This is a genomic window from Paucibacter sp. PLA-PC-4 (assembly GCF_026241155.1).
In the GTDB taxonomy this organism is placed as follows: Bacteria; Pseudomonadota; Gammaproteobacteria; order Burkholderiales; family Burkholderiaceae_C; genus Roseateles_E.
Map to the genome: position 1 here is coordinate 123,643 of NZ_JAPFGP010000008.1, position 14,798 is coordinate 138,440.

8 protein-coding genes are annotated in these 14,798 nt (G+C 69.4%); 1 reads left to right on the forward strand and 7 read right to left on the reverse strand.

Annotation, left to right across the window (positions count from 1 at the left end):
• Window positions 1–2: 2 nt before the first annotated feature.
• Genes OOZ63_RS14145 through OOZ63_RS14160 form a run of 4 tightly spaced genes read right to left on the reverse strand, consistent with a single transcriptional unit; the run spans window position 3 to window position 6,526 of the window.
• Window positions 3–2,759 carry an ATP-binding protein gene (locus tag OOZ63_RS14145; RefSeq protein WP_266006174.1) on the reverse strand — a complete coding sequence of 919 codons (2,757 nt, stop codon included), beginning with the start codon at window positions 2,757–2,759 and terminating at the stop codon, window positions 3–5.
• Window positions 2,756–5,482, reverse strand: a complete 2,727-nt coding sequence (locus OOZ63_RS14150) for a PAS domain S-box protein (RefSeq protein WP_266006175.1) — start codon at window positions 5,480–5,482, stop codon at window positions 2,756–2,758. The genes OOZ63_RS14145 and OOZ63_RS14150 overlap by 4 nt, the downstream gene beginning before the upstream one ends.
• Window positions 5,482–6,210: a response regulator gene (locus tag OOZ63_RS14155; protein WP_266006176.1), complete on the reverse strand. Its 729-nt coding sequence runs from the start codon at window positions 6,208–6,210 to the stop codon at window positions 5,482–5,484. The genes OOZ63_RS14150 and OOZ63_RS14155 overlap by 1 nt, the downstream gene beginning before the upstream one ends.
• A 31-nt stretch (window positions 6,211–6,241) precedes the next feature.
• Entirely contained in the window at window positions 6,242–6,526 is a 285-nt protein-coding gene (locus tag OOZ63_RS14160; RefSeq protein WP_266006177.1) for a hypothetical protein, read from the reverse strand.
• Between the two features lie 172 nt (window positions 6,527–6,698).
• Here OOZ63_RS14160 and OOZ63_RS14165 point away from each other — a divergent pair, with 172 nt between their 5' ends.
• A complete protein-coding gene (locus OOZ63_RS14165) occupies window positions 6,699–10,799 on the forward strand; it encodes an LAGLIDADG family homing endonuclease (protein WP_266006178.1) in 4,101 nt (1,366 codons plus the stop codon).
• A 46-nt stretch (window positions 10,800–10,845) separates the two neighbouring features.
• On the opposite strand, the gene OOZ63_RS14170 is transcribed toward OOZ63_RS14165, so the two are convergent.
• The 3 genes from OOZ63_RS14170 to OOZ63_RS14180 form a co-directional block, all read right to left on the reverse strand.
• Window positions 10,846–11,589 carry a response regulator gene (locus OOZ63_RS14170; RefSeq protein ID WP_323055751.1) on the reverse strand — a complete coding sequence of 248 codons (744 nt, stop codon included), beginning with the start codon at window positions 11,587–11,589 and terminating at the stop codon, window positions 10,846–10,848.
• A gap of 27 nt (window positions 11,590–11,616) precedes the next feature.
• Window positions 11,617–13,368, reverse strand: a complete 1,752-nt coding sequence (locus OOZ63_RS14175) for a cytochrome c biogenesis protein DipZ (RefSeq protein WP_266006179.1) — start codon at window positions 13,366–13,368, stop codon at window positions 11,617–11,619.
• Between the two features lie 63 nt (window positions 13,369–13,431).
• Window positions 13,432–14,772 carry an ATP-binding protein gene (locus tag OOZ63_RS14180; RefSeq protein WP_266006180.1) on the reverse strand — a complete coding sequence of 447 codons (1,341 nt, stop codon included), beginning with the start codon at window positions 14,770–14,772 and terminating at the stop codon, window positions 13,432–13,434.
• Between the last annotated feature and the right edge of the window lie 26 nt (window positions 14,773–14,798).

A 14,798-nucleotide genomic window follows, 5' to 3' on the forward strand; every position in this document is an offset into this window, starting at 1 on the left:
TCTTATGGCGCTGTGGCACTTGTAAGCGCCGCCACCCTCGCAACCAACTCGGCAGGTGCGAACGGTTTTTCAAGCACCGCGCAGCCGGCCTCACGCAGGAATTCGGCCGCCCCAGGGCTCAGAGTGTCGCCGGTGACGAAGAGCATGCGGGTGGCCAGCTGTGGCTGGCGCTCGCGCACCGAGCGCCACAGCGCCGCGCCGTCCATGCCGGGCATGCGCAGATCGCTGACAATGGCTTCGAAGCGAGCTTCCTCCAGCAGCTCCAGCGCCACCAGGCCGGACTCGGCTGTCATCACGTCGTAGCCGGCGCCCTCAAGTGCCTCGCGCATCAGCGCGGCCAGCTCGGTCTCGTCGTCCACCACCAGGATGCGCAGCTGCTGGGGTGCGTCGGCGATCGGCGCCGGTGCGGCGGCGGCTGGCTGGGTGCCTCCGGCCAGCGGCAGGCGCAGCAGAAAGCTGGCGCCGCCGGCCGCTTCCTCCAGCAGCAGCTCGCCGCCATGTTCGCGCGCCACGCCGCGCGCCACCGCCAGCCCGAGGCCGGTGCCCTGCAGCTCTCCGGCGCCCTTGGTCGTGAAGAAGGGCGTGAAGATGCGCTCGCGCAGGCCCGGCGCGATGCCGGGACCGTTGTCGGCGACGCGCAGCCAGACGCGCTGACTGTCCGCATCGAGTCCGCTGTCGATGCGGATGCGGCGCTCACCGTCCTGACTGCTTAACGCCTGCTGGGCATTGACGATCAGATTCATCACCAACTGGCCCAACCGGTCGGGATCGGCCGGCAGCTCGGGCAGGTCGGCGGCCAGCGCCAGCTCCAGCGTGATGCCGCCGGAGCGCAGGCTGTAGCCGAGCAGCTCGACGGCGGCGCGCACCAGCTCGTTGAGCGGCACGGCGGCGCGGGTCTCGGGCTTGGCGCGTGCCATGTTCAGAAAGGTGCGCACGATGCGGCCGCAGCGCTCGGCGGCCTCGCGGATGCGTCGCGCGTCGTCGCCCAGCGCACCACCGGAGGCCTTGCCTTCGAGCAGCGCGGCCCGGCCCAGTACGATGGACAGTGGGTTGTTCAGCTCATGGGCGACGCCGGCCAGCAGGCTGCCCATCGCGGTCAGCTTCTCGCTCTGGCGCAAGGCCTCGCGCTGGCGCTCGATCTCCTGCGCGGCTTGCTGGCGCTCGCTGACGTCGTTGATGAAGGCGGTGTAGTGGTGGCTGCCTGCCACATCGGTGCGGGCCAGCACCATCTCGATCGGGAACTCGCTGCCGTCGGCGCGCCGCCCGCTCATCTCCAGGCGCTTGCCGGCCAACATCATCGCGCCGCTGCCGCGCACCCGGGCCATGCCGGCCTCGTGCGCCGCGCGCAGCCGATCGGGAATGATCAACTCGCCGACCGCGCGGCCCAGCACCGCGTTGCGCGGGTGGCCGAACATCGCGGTCGCCGCCGGGTTCCATTCGACCACCCGGCCGCTCTCGTCGGTGCTGATGATGGCGGCCAGCGCATGGTCGACGATGGCGGACTTGTAGGCCTCGCTGCGGCGCTCGCGCTCGCGTGCCTCCTGCTGCGCGGCAAAGGTGGTACTGACCATGTCGACCCAGGGCTGCCAGCGCGCGTTCAACTGCGGCTCTGGCGTGGCGGCATCGCGCGAGCGCTCGAACAGATAGCGCATCACCGCCAGGGCCGGCTCGATCACGCGCCGGCGCAGCAGCCACTGGCCCAGCAGGATCAGGGCCAGCAGCCCGCAGGCGATCAGGCCGAAGGGTAGCAGCTCGGGGGCGATGCGGGTCAGTAGGGCGGCCTCCGACTGCGTGGCCACCAGGGTCCACGGCGCACTGCGCAGCGGCAGCGCCAGCAGGCGCTGGCCGTGGTCGGCCAGAGCGCGGCCCTCCAGCCCCAGGGCCCGCTCCAGCACCTCGGGGCCATGTGGCAACGCGCCGGGCCGGTCTTGCAGAATCGTCCGGCCGTCCTCGCCAAGCAGCCACCAGCGCCAGCCGCCGTCCACCAGCTTGGCGGCGCGGCTCAGATCGCTCAGGCGCAGCTCGGTGGCCACCAGGCCGCGGAATTCCTCGCCGGCATAGACCGGCGCGCCGTGCATCAGCCGGCCTTCGGCCGTGCGGCTCAGCCAGAAGCTGCGCTGCGCGTTGTTACGCTCCGGTGTGGCGGCGACGAACTCGGCCTGCGCATACCAGGCGTCCAGCGCGCCGCCCAGCTCGGGCCGGCCCAGGCCCAGCAACACATTGCCACTGGGCAGCCAGGGGTAGAGCAGGGCATGTCGCTGCGGCCAGGCCAGCCAGTAGGAGCGGGCCAGATCGGCATGGCGGTTGTGGGCGGCCTCGGCCAGCGTCGCAAATGCCTGCAGCCGCCACAGCGCGGCCATGTCCGGCCGCTCGGCGCCGGGCCACAGTAGTTGGGCCAGGCCCGGCTGTAGCAGTTGCGGCAGCTCGTCCAAGGTGAAGCCGCCGTCGCGCGCGCGCAGCGCCTCGGCCAGCAGCGCGTCGGGGGCGCGCGCCGGCGTGATCAGCTCACGCTCGGCGAAGCGCCGCAGGTCCTGCACATGGTCCTCGGCCGCGCGCGCCAACGCCTGCAGCGCCGCGCGCTGGCGCGCCGCGCCGCGCTCCAATTCGCCGACTGCATTGCGGTGCGCTGCCAGGCCCTGGCCGATGCCCAACAGCAGCACCAGCAGCAGCAGCGGTAGGCTGACGAGCCACAGCAGGCGGTGATAGCGTTGCACCAGCCGGGCGGCGCTGCTGGCGTGCAGATCGGTAGGCGGGGTCATGGCAGTGGCTCCAGGCGGCGCACGGCGGCCAGCAGGTCGTCGGGCTGGAAGGGCTTTTCAAGGGCGGGGCAGCCGCATTCCTTCAAGAACTCGGCGGCGGCTGGCGAGAGGATGTCGCCGGTGACGAACAGCATGCGCGCCGCCAGGTCGGGCTGCAGGGCCTGGACCGCGCGCCACAGCTCGGCGCCGTCGACCTCGGGCATGCGCAGATCGCTGACGATCGCGTCGAAGCGCGCCTCCATCAGCAAGGCCAGTGCGACCGCGCCGTCCTCGGCAGTGGCGACCTCGTAGCCAGCGCCCTCCAGGGTTTCGCGCATCAATGAGGCCAGCTCGGGCTCATCGTCGACCACCAGCAGGCGCAGTGCCTGGCTGTCCGTGCCGGCCGGTGCCTCGGCGGTCTCGCCGTCCGACTCGGGCGCGCCGCTGATCGGCAGGCTCAGACGGAAGCTGGCGCCTGGCTGGCCGTTGTGCTCGAGCAGCAGATCGCCGCCATGCTCGCGCAGCAGCGAGCGCGAGACCGACAGCCCCAGGCCGGTGCCCAGGCCCTCCCCCTTTGTCGTGAAGAAGGGCTGAAACAAGCGCTCGCGTACCTGGGGCGGCACACCCGGGCCGTTGTCCTGCACGCGCAGCCAGATGCGTGGCGCGCGGCCCGCGCGGCGCGCCTCGACCCCGGTGCTGACCGTGATGCGGCGCGCCTCGTCCTGGCCGGCCAGCGCATGTTGCGCATTGATCAGCAGGTTCAGCAGCGCCTGCCCCAACTGGTCGGCGTCACCCATCAGTTGTGGCAACTGCGGATCGAGGCGCAGCTCCAGCGTGATGCCGTGGCTGCGCAGCGTGTAGCCCAGCATGTCGGCCGCGGCGTGGACGATGTCGTTGAGCGCCACGGGCGCGCGGCGCGCCGGCTTGGCTCGCGCCATGTTCAGAAAGGTGCGCACGATGCGGCCGCAGCGCTCGGCGGCCTCGCGGATGCGCTGGGCATCGTCCTGCAGCGGGCTGCCGGCCAGCTTGTCCTCCAGCAGATTGGCCCGGCCCATCACGATGGCCAGCGGGTTGTTCAGCTCATGGGCAACACCGGCCAGCAGGCTGCCCATCGCGCCGAGCTTCTCGGTCTGGCGCAGCGACTCGCGCTGGCGCTCGATCTCCTGGCGCGCCTGCAGCCGCTCCGACACGTCGACCAGCGAGGCGGTGTAGTGCTCCTGACCCTCCAGCTCGCTGCGCCACAGCACCATCTCGACCGCGAACTCGCTGCCGTCGCGGCGCAGCGCCTGCATGTCCAGGCGACGGCCCAGCAGGGCCGGGCTGCCGCCGGTGCGCAGCCGCGCCATGCCGGTGCGGTGACGTTCGCGATGGCGTTCGGGGATGATGATGTCGGCCACATCGGCGCCGCGCACCTCGGCCAGGCTGCGGCCGAACATGGCCTCAGCGGCCGGGTTGAACTCGAGGATGCGGCCCTGCTCGTCGGTCGATACCATGGCCTCGAGCGCATGGTCGAGGATGGCTGACTTGCGGGCCTCGCTGCCGCGCTCGCGGCGCATCAACTCATGCTGACGACGCACAAAGTGGCGTGCCAGCAGCCATTGGCCGATCAGCAGGCTTGCCAGCAGGGCTAGGGCTAGCGCGGCATGCGGTAGCAAGCTGGGCAGGATGCGCTGGCGCAGCTCAGCCACTGGCGTGGCCGAGACATAGAGCCAGGGCGAGTCCGGCCGGCCGGCTGCTACCAGCGCCCAGTCATCGGCCCGGACGCGACCACCGGCCGCCTCCAGCGCGGCCTGCAGTTGGGCCTCGCCCAGCCCGGCCGGCGCACGCTCGGCCCAAGCGGTCTTGACGTGCTGGTCGCCTTGGCCCGGACCGCTGGGCCCGAGCAGGGGCTGCTGCGAATCGGCCAGCACATAGCCTGCCTTGTCGACGATCCAGGCGCGCTCCTGAGGCTGTGCCCATTGCCTTACGCTGGCCTGCAAAGCGTCGAGCCGGAAGTCCAGTGAGACCTCGCCGACCAGCTCGCCGCCGGCATGCACCGGTGCGGTGTGTGAGACCACCAGATGGCCGGCCAGCTGGCTGGCGTAGGGCGGGCCCCAGTGCGAATCGGCCGGCTGGCGCGCCAGCCGCGCGCGGGTGCGCTGCGCCGCCAGCGCGCGCAGCGCGGCGATCTCCCGCATGCGGCTCATTCCCAGACTTTGCAGAATGCTGTCGGTCGAGATCCAGGGGTAGCCAAATGAGGTGTTGACATCAATGCCAGCAAACCAGGTGGCCTCAAAGCCCGGGGTGCGGGCATGGGCGATGCGGGCCTGGCTCACGAACGCGGCAGCGCGGCGAAGCCACAGCGGCTCGACGGGCCGCCCGTCGGGCGCCGACCACCAGACCTGACCCCATTGCAGGCCGGCGCTGTGGCCGGTGATCGCGACGCCGTCCGGCTGGCCGGCCCGCTGCTGCGGCTGCAGCGCCTGGGCCAGTGCCGGCCCGGGGTCTGGTGGTTGCTCCCAGACGGCCTCCATCAGCCGGCGCAGGTCCTGCACATGGTCCATCGCAGGGCGCGCCAGCAGCTGCAGGTCTTGCGCATGCTGCTGTGCGGCGCGTTCCAGCGCGGCTTCGGCCTCGGCCATGCGCTGCTGGTATTGGAGAGCGCTGAGCACCAGCAGCAGCAGGGCCATCGGCGCGACGAACCAGGCCATCAGGCGGCGCGTGGCCGCCAGCTGCTGCAGGGCCGGTTCTTGCGCCGCGGGCATCAAGTGCTGACGAAGACGTAGCCGACGTTACGGACGGTTTTTAGGACTTCGGGCTTGTCGGGATTACGCTCGACCTTGCGGCGCAACCGCATGATGCGCAGATCGATGGAGCGGTCGAACACGTCCCAGCCGCGGTTGTGGGCCTGCTCCATGATCTGGTCGCGGTTCAGCGGCCGGTTCGGGTGGCGCGCGAACAGCGCCAGCAGATCGAATTCGGCGGCGGTAATTGTGACCTCCTGGCCCTGCGCATCCCATAGCTTGCGCTCATCCAGGTCCAGCGCACAGGCGCCAAAGGCGACTCGGCGGCCGCTGCTGGCGGGCGCCGTGGCCGGGGTGGCGGGGGGCGCCGCGACGGCCTGGGTGCGGCGCAGCACTGCGCGCACCCTTGCCAGCAGCTCGCGCAGATCGAAGGGCTTGGCCACATAGTCGTCGGCGCCCAGCTCCAGGCCGACCACACGGTCCACCGCGTCGCTGGCCGTGGTCAGCATCAGGATGGCCACCTGCGGATGGGCCTCGCGCAGCCAGCGCGCCAGCGATAAGCCGTTCTCGCCGGGCATGTTCAGGTCCAGCAGGGCCATCTCGGGGCGGGCCTCAGCCAGCAGGCGGCGGGCCTCGACCGCGTCGGCGGCGCAGCGGACCGCAAAACCCTGGCGCGTGAAATACTCGGCCAGCAGCTCGCGGAGCTCGGCTTCGTCATCAACCAGCAGCAAGGAGGTCGGAGGGCTCATGGGCGGGCCAGAGTGCGTGGCGACCGGGCGATCATGCCAGCCGGCGGCCCAGCGCAACACCGGCCAAACCCCGCATCAGCGCGCGTCCGACGCCCGATTCATGGATCGGCGTCGTCAGCTCCATCAGGTCTTCGGCAAACGCCTCGCTGCGGGTGAGGGCCGGGCGGGTGTCGACGAAGCTGAGGCTCTTGAGCCGCTCGCGGGTGCGCTCCTCGGCGCGCTGCAGCGCGGCATGCCTTTCGATGCGGGCCGTGATCTGGCCTGCCAGCAGGCGCTCACAGGCGGGCCAGACGGGATTGCTGAGGGCTTGCGGCATGGAGGTGCTCCCGGGAGTGAATGACAGGACTTTCGGCGGGGCCGGTATCAGCCGGATTTCCAACAACTGGGGCTTTGTTTCAAATGTTTCCTGCCCCTGGCCTCGGCTTCGTCTGGATCAAGAGGATCGCCATCTCACTTCGCTAAGATGGCTTGAGGTTCCGGAGATCAGCATGGCCCAGCACAGTCCTACCCAGTCCGACATCTTTCTCGCCCCTACGCCGCAGGCGCCGGTGGCCTCGCTGCCGGCCCAGGACATCAGCGCCGAGGTGCTGCAGGAAAAATATGCTAAGGGCGAGGAGCGTACGCTGGACGAGCTGCGCCAGCGAGTCGCCCGTGCGCTGGCCGAGGCCGAGGAGCCGGCTCAGCGGGAGGGCTGGACGGCACGCTTTTTCGAGGCCCAGAAGCGAGGCTTCATTCCGGCCGGGCGCATCCTCTCGGCTGCCGGTACCGAGCTCTCGGCCACGCTGATCAATTGTTTTGTGCAACCGGTCGGCGACTCGATCGCCTCGGTGGAGGATGGTCATCCTGGCATCTACACCGCGCTGACCGAGGCCGCCGAGACCATGCGCCGTGGCGGCGGAGTCGGCTACGACTTCTCGCGCATCCGCCCCAAGGGTGCCTGGGTCGGTTCGACGCAAAGCCATGCCTCGGGTCCGGTCAGCTATATGCGGGTGTTCGACCGCAGCTGCGAGACGGTCGAGAGCGCCGGCAGCCGGCGCGGCGCGCAGATGGGCGTGCTGCGCTGCGACCATCCGGACATCGTCGACTTCATCCGCGCCAAGGACCAGGGCGACCTGAAGAACTTCAATATCTCGATCGGCGTCACCGATGCCTTCATGGAGGCGGTGCTGGCGCGCGGCCTGGTGGAGCTGGTGCACAGGGCCGAGCCCGGCCCCGCGCAAAAGGAGGAGGGCGCCTACCAGCGCGATGATGGCCTGTGGGTCTACCGCAAGCTGGCCGCTGCCGAGCTGTGGGACCAGGTGATGCGCTCGACCTATGACCATGCCGAGCCCGGCGTGCTGTTCCTGGACCGCATCAATGCCGACAACAATCTGCACTACTGCGAGTCGATCGCGGCGACCAATCCCTGCGTGACGGCTGATACCTGGGTGATGACGGCCGACGGCCCGCGTCAGGTGCATCAGCTGCTCGGCCGGCGCTTCACGGCGGTGGTCGATGGCAAGCCCTATGCCAGCGAATCCGAGGGATTTTTCCCGACCGGCCAGAAGCCGGTGTTCAAACTCGGCCTGGCCGAGGGTCAGGTCTTGCGATTGACGGCCGATCACCCGGTTCGCAAGGTCATGCGCAAGACCCGCTACCTGGTCGAGAGCGCCTGGGTGCCGGCCGGCGAGCTGCAGCCCGGTGACGAGGTGGTGCTGCATGACCACCGAGCGCTGGAGGGTTGGGACGGGCGCGGCACGGCGGCTGAGGGCTATTTGCTGGGCCTATTGATCGGCGATGGCACGCTCAAGACCGACAAGGCGGTGCTGTCGGTGTGGGCACCGGAGCTGAAAGTGGTGGGCAGCGATGTCGCCCCCAGTGAGCACCGCCCGCGCAGTGTGGGCGCTGTGATGGCGGCGGCGGAGGCGGCTGCCGCCACGCTGGTGCATCGCAGCGATTTCAAGGGCTGGCAACGGCCGATTGCCGGCCGTGGGGAGTTCCGCATGGCCTCGACCGCGCTGCGCGATCTGGCGCTGCAGATGGGGGCTGCGCCGTGCCACAAGTGCATCACGCCTTCGATGGAGGCCACGTCCTCCGACTTCCATCGTGCACTGCTGCGTGGCCTGTTTGATGCAGATGGCTCGGTGCAGGGCAACCGGGTCAAGGGCGTCAGCGTGCGTCTGAGTCAGGCCGATCTGGCGAACTTGAGGGCGGCGCAGCGCATGCTGCAGCGCCTGGGTATTTCCTCCTCCATCTACCGTGGGCGCCGGCCGGCCGGCCGGCTTCCGCTGCCAGATGGGCTGGGCGGCCGGCGCGACTATCCGACTCAGGCCATGCATGAGTTGATCATTAGCGGCGTCAATCTGCTGCGCTATGCCGAGCTGGTGGGCTTCGAGGATCTGGCCAAGCGCGAACGACTGGAACAGCTGCTGGGCAGCTACCGGCGCGAGCTCAATCGCGAGCGCTTCGTCGCCACCGTCGAGTCGCTAACGCCGGACGGCAGCGAGGATGTGTTCGACGTCACGATCGAACACATCCATGCCTTTGACGCCAACGGGCTCTATGTCCACAACTGTGCTGAACAGCCCCTGCCCCCCTACGGCTGCTGCTGCCTGGGCTCGATCGACCTGACCCGCTTCGTGCGCGAGCCCTTCGGCGCCAAGGCGGCCTTCGACGAGGCCGGCTTTGCCGAGGTCTGCGCGCTGGCCACCCGAATGCTGGACAACGTGCTCGACGTGACGCCCTGGCCGCTGCCGGCCCAGGCCCAGGAGGCCGCCAACAAGCGCCGCATCGGCCTGGGCTTCACCGGCCTCGGCGATGCACTGGTAATGCTGAATCTGCGTTACGACAGCGAGGCCGCGCGCGAACAGGCCCGCCGCATCAGCGAGCTGATGCGTGACGCGGCCTATGGTGCGTCCGCTGATCTGGCGGCCGAGAAGGGGCCGTTCAAGCTCTTCAATGCCGATCTCTATCTGTCCGGCGGCAGCTTCGCGACACGCCTGCCGCAGACGCTGAAGGACAAGATCCGCGCCCAGGGCCTGCGCAACTCGCACCTGCTGTCGATCGCGCCGACCGGCACCATCAGCCTGGCCTTTGCCGACAATGCCAGCAACGGCATTGAGCCGGCCTTCAGCTGGGCCTACACACGCAAGAAGCGTCTGGGCCAGGCCGAGGGCGGCGGCTTCAAGGAATACCAGGTCGAGGACCATGCCTGGCGGCTCTACCGCCATCTGTTTGGCACCGAGGCGGCGCTGTCGCCGGCCTTTGTCACCGCGCTGGAGCTCAGCGCGGCCGACCATGCGGCGATGGTGGCCGCGGTCGCGCCCTATATCGACACCTCGATCTCGAAGACTGTCAATGTGCCGGCCGACTATCCCTATATCGACTTCCAGGACCTCTACACCCAGGCCTGGAAGAGCGGTCTCAAGGGCTTGGCGACCTACCGGCCCAACAGCATCCTCGGCTCGGTGCTGAGCGTCGAGCCTACGGTGACGGCGCCCGAGCCGCTGAAGCCGGTGGTGGCCGAGGACGGCAGCAACCAGCGCCTGCGTGTCGAGCGCCTGCCCAAGCAGGTGCTGGCCTCGCTGCGCTGGCCCAGCCGACCCGAGCTGCCCGGCGGCAACCCGGCCTGGAGCTACATGATCCGCCACCCGCATGGCGACTTCGCGCTCTTCGTCGGCGAACTGCCGGCCGAGGGGCCGGATGCCGGCCTGTTCGGCAAGACCCTGCCCTTCGAGGTCTGGATCAACGGCGCCGAGCAGCCGCGCGGCCTGGCCGCGCTGGCCAAGACCCTGTCGATGGACTTGCGCACCAATGACGCCGCCTGGCTGCGTCTGAAGCTCGACGCGCTGGCGACCGTGGCCGAGGAGCGTGCCTTCGAGATGCCGATGCCGCCGGGCGGCGACAAGCGCTTGTTCCCCGGCGTTGTGGCCGCGACTGCGGCCGTGATCCGCTGGCGCTGCGAGCAGCTCGGCGCGCTGCAAGAGGGCGGCCCGACCCCCGTGATCGACGCGATGTTCAGCCGCGAGGAGCCGCGCACCAGCACCATGGGCACGCTGGCCTGGGCGGTCGACGTCGACAACCCCGCCACTGGCGAGCAGTTCACGCTGACGCTCAAGGAGGTCAGCCTACCGACCCCCGAGGGCGGCCATCACATCACCCGGCCCTGCGCCATGGGCTTCTCGGGCAACTACCCGAAGGCGCTGGACGGCATGGCGCGGCTGCTGTCGCTGGACATGCGGGTGATGGACCCGGCCTGGATAGGCATGAAGCTGCGCAAGCTGCTGAACGTCGGCGAGCCGCTGGGTCATTTCATGGCGCCTGTTCCCACGCTCTCAGGCGAGCGCCGCCAGCAGATCTGGCCCTCGACAGTGGCCTATGTGGCCCGGCTGATCATTCACCGCTATGCGATGCTGGGCGTGCTCGACGAGCAAGGTCAGCCCCTGGTCGAGATGGGCCTGCTGCAGGCCCCGGTCGCCAAAGCCGCCGTCGGCCTTAGCGTCCGGCCCCAGGCCGGCAAACCCTGCCCGGAATGCGGCAATGCGACCATGATCCACAAGGACGGCTGCGACTTCTGCACGGCTTGTGGTTATGTGGGGCAGTGTGGGTAGAGAAGACTCAAGGCGATGCTACTGACGTGGCAGGACAAAAGCTCGCTCATGGCGAGCCTTTGTCGACCAGGGTCGAGAAGACATAGCCCTCGCTGCGTACCGTCTTGATGTAGCGTGGCTCGCGCGCGTCGTCGCGCAGGCGCTGCCTGAGGCGACTGATCAGCAGGTCGATCGAGCGCTCGAACAACTCGGCCTCGCGGCCCTGGGTCAGACTCAGCAGCTGGTCGCGGCTGAGCACCTTTTGCGGGTGATCCAGGAAGACGCGCAGGAGCCGGTACTCGGCGCCGCTGAGCGGCACCACCACATCCTGGGCGTCGACGAGATGACGCGCGATGGTGTCCAGCTGCCATTCGCCGAAGGCGAGCACGGATGTGTTCTCAGCCTCCCGCATATTGGGTGGCAGCATGCGTGTGCGCCGCAGCACCGAACGCAGTCGGGCGAGCAGTTCGCGGGGTGCGAAGGGCTTGACCAGATAGTCGTCGGCGCCCATCTCCAGGCCGAGGATGCGGTCCGCCTCCTCCCCTCGAGCGGTCAGCATCAGGATGGGGATGGCCTTGTGCTTGCCGCTGCGCAGATCCCGGCACAGCGTTAGGCCGTCTTCGCCGGGCAGCATCAGGTCGAGGATGATCAGATCGAACGGCCCCGACTCTTCCAACGCGGCACGCATATGCCGCCCGGTCGGTACCGCCGCCACGCGCACACCGTTGCGGCTCAGGTACTCGGTAAGCAGGCTGCGGATCTCCCGGTCGTCGTCGACCAGCAGCACATGATCGCTTGGCTTCACTTGCATCAGACGTTCTCCCACTGAGCGTTTCTCTCAACCAAATGTGAAGGCGTAGGCGCGTGCGCCGGGATCGAGGAACTCGATCTCGAACAGTCGTTCGCCGAGCTGCTGCCGATGTCGCAGCAACTGGTAGAGCCGGTGCCCGGTGATGGTGCCCTGGCCTTCCCGGTCGATGTCGGTGCCGTGGTCGTCTAGCGGCGGCTTGCCGTCGATGCGGACGCGGAATCGCACCGGCTGGCCGTCGTCGGCTGATCCCAGCACCATATGCAGATCGCGGGCCCGAAAGCGCAGCATGGCACGGCCGCCGCCGGCAAGTCCGAGCGCGCTCTCATCCTCCACTTGCCAGCGGCCGTCCAGCGCCCATTGCTGCCCGCGCAGCGGCGATGCCCCGCGATAGTCATGGGCCCGCCCGCGAACCAGACCTCCGGCCGGCGCAAAGCCCTGCGCCTGGGCGAAGCCGAGATAGGTCTCGTGCGAGGCGGCGCGTGTGTCCGGCGGTGCGGCCTGGGTGCCGCTGCCCTGGGGCGCGGCCAGTTCCTCGGAGAGCTGGGTTTGGCCCGCCTCGCGCAGCAGTTGCTGGATCACGCGCTCCGACCGTGCATAGCTGCCCTCGCCGAACTGGTGGTGGCGGATACGCCCCTGCGCGTCGACGAAGTACAGGGCCGGCCAGTACTGGTTGCGGAAGGCCCGCCAGATCTTGTAGTCGCTGTCGACGGCGACGGGAAAGTTCACGCCCAGGTCCTGGGTGGCACGCTGCACATTGCTGAGCTTGCGCTCAAAGGCAAACTCGGGCGTGTGCACGCCCAGCACCACAAGTCCGGCGCTGCGGTATTTGTCGGCCCAGGCGCGCACATAGGGCAGGGTGCGCAGGCAGTTGATGCAGGAGTAGGTCCAGAAGTCGACCAGCACCACCTTGCCGCGTAGCGAGGCCGTGGTCAGCGCCGGCGAATTGATCCAGCCGACGGCGCCGTCCAGCGTCGGCATCAGGCCTTCGACCGGCAAGGCGGGGGACAGCGCGCGCGGCGTGTCGGCCTGCGGGCCCGCCGAGCCCGACTCCGTGGCGCCACCCAGCCGCTGCAGCAGTAGGTTCTCCAGTGCTGCCGTCGGTCCCGAGGACAGGCGTGCGAGCAGCCCGGTGTCGGCACCCAGCGCGATGCCGCTGACGGAGGCCAGCACCGCAACACCGGCGATGCGTCGCATCAGCGCGCCGCCAAGCAAGGACAGCGGCGCCGCTACGCCGATGCGGCGTCCCAGCAGCAGTACGACGGCCAGGGCGCTGCAGGCGCCGGCCGCATAAGCCAGCAGCAGCAGCGCACTACCGACGCTGGCACCATGCAAGGCGGCGCCTGTCAGTATCAGGCCCAGGATCGGACCGGCGCAGGGTGTCCACAGCAGCCCGGTACCGACGCCTTGCACCAGCGCGGCCCATCGCGAGTGGCTGCCGTTGCCGGCGGGGCTGGCGGCGACGAGGCGGCCGCCCAGCGCTACCCATGGCCGGCTCAGCCAAGCGGCCAGCGAGGGCCACAACAGGCTCATCCCAAACAGCGCGAAGGCCGCGAGCGCCAGCCAACGCATGGTCTCGTGGGTCGCCACGACCCATCCTCCGCCCACGGCAGCCAGCGACGCGACAGCAGCGAAAGCCAGCGCCATGCCGGTCAGCAGCGGCAGGCCGTGCGAGCCGAAGGGGCGGTCGGCCCGACTGAGAACAAAGGGCAGCGCCGGCAAGATGCAGGGGCTGAGGAGGGTGAAGACGCCGCCCAGATAGGCGGCCAGCAGGATCAGCATCGGAGGTTCTCGGTTCTTTGGGGGGACGACGCCGGCTTGCGTCGCTGTGTCGTGAGGCGCTTGCTAGAGGCTCAGCGTGAGGCGTGCTTCGAGACCGCCATCGGGGCGATTGACCAGTGCCAGCTGGGCCCCCATCGCCATGGCCAGCTGATTCGCGATTGCCAGGCCCAGGCCGGTGCCACCGGTGCTGCGGTTGCGCGAACCCTCCAGCCGGTAGAAGGGTTGCAGCACCGCGTCGAGCTGCTCGGCCGGAATCCCCGGGCCATCGTCAAGCACCGCGATGACCAGACCCTCTGGTTCCGTGCGCACCTGCACCCGGACCTCGCGTCCGAACTTCAGCGCGTTGTCGATCAGATTCATCAGGATGCGGCGAAGCGCATGCGGCCGCGTCAGCACAGGCTCGCCGACCCGCCCCTCCAGCTGGACCGCCTGGCCGCAGTCCTCATAGTCGGCGCTCATGCTGGCCAGCAGCGCGTCGATGTCCAGGCGCCGTGGTGTCTCGGTGTCGCCATGCAGGGTGCGTGCATAGCTGACGCCCTCCCTGACGAGCGCGTCCATCGACTCCAGGTCCTGTCGGAACTTCTCCCGGTCGGTCTCGTCGCCCAGCATGTCGGCGCGCAAGCGCATCCGCGTGATGGGCGTCTGCAGATCATGCGAGATGGCCGCGAGGATCTCGACCCGCTCGTTCGTGTAGAGGGTGATGCGGCGCTGCATCGCGTTGAATGCGCGTGCGGCCCGAGCCACCTCGCTGGGCCCGGCCTCGTCCAGCGTCACCCCTTTCAGGTCGGGACCTAGCGCATCGGCCGCCGCCGCCAGTTGCTGCAGCGGGCGCGTGATCAGCCGCACTGCAAGCCAGGCGCAGCAAGCCAACACCACCAGCTGCAAGGCCAGCGCCCACAGCACCCAGGCTGAGATGGGCCGCTCGACGCGCCGGGCATGCACGATCAGATCGCTGCCATCGCTCAGCCGGATTTGCAATTGCAGGCTCTGATGCAGCTCGGGCGGCTGCACGACCTCGATCACCGGGAACGGCCGCACCGCCTCGGTGATCGCTGCGGCAAAACTGCGCATCAATGACGAGGCAGGCGCGGCACCCTGCACTGTGCCCGTGAGAGCAAAGCGGTAGTTGGGGCGTTCGAGCCGGTCCAGCCAGTCGGCGCGCTCGGCGGCCGGCAGCCGGTTCAGGATCGCCACCGAACTGGCGATGTCCATCTCGATGCCGCTCATCATCAGCGCGCGCATCGCAAGGCCGCGCTCGTAGCGGATCGACGCGAAGGCCAGCAGCTGCGCGATCGCCAGCCCGATGACGATGATCAGCGCGACACGCGCGAACAACGTGCTCGGCATCCAGCGGCGCCAGCCGCTGGCGCTCGGAACGCCGGGTGGGTCAGTGCGGGTCTGCATGCCAGGTCCTTTGCGGCCGAGCCAAC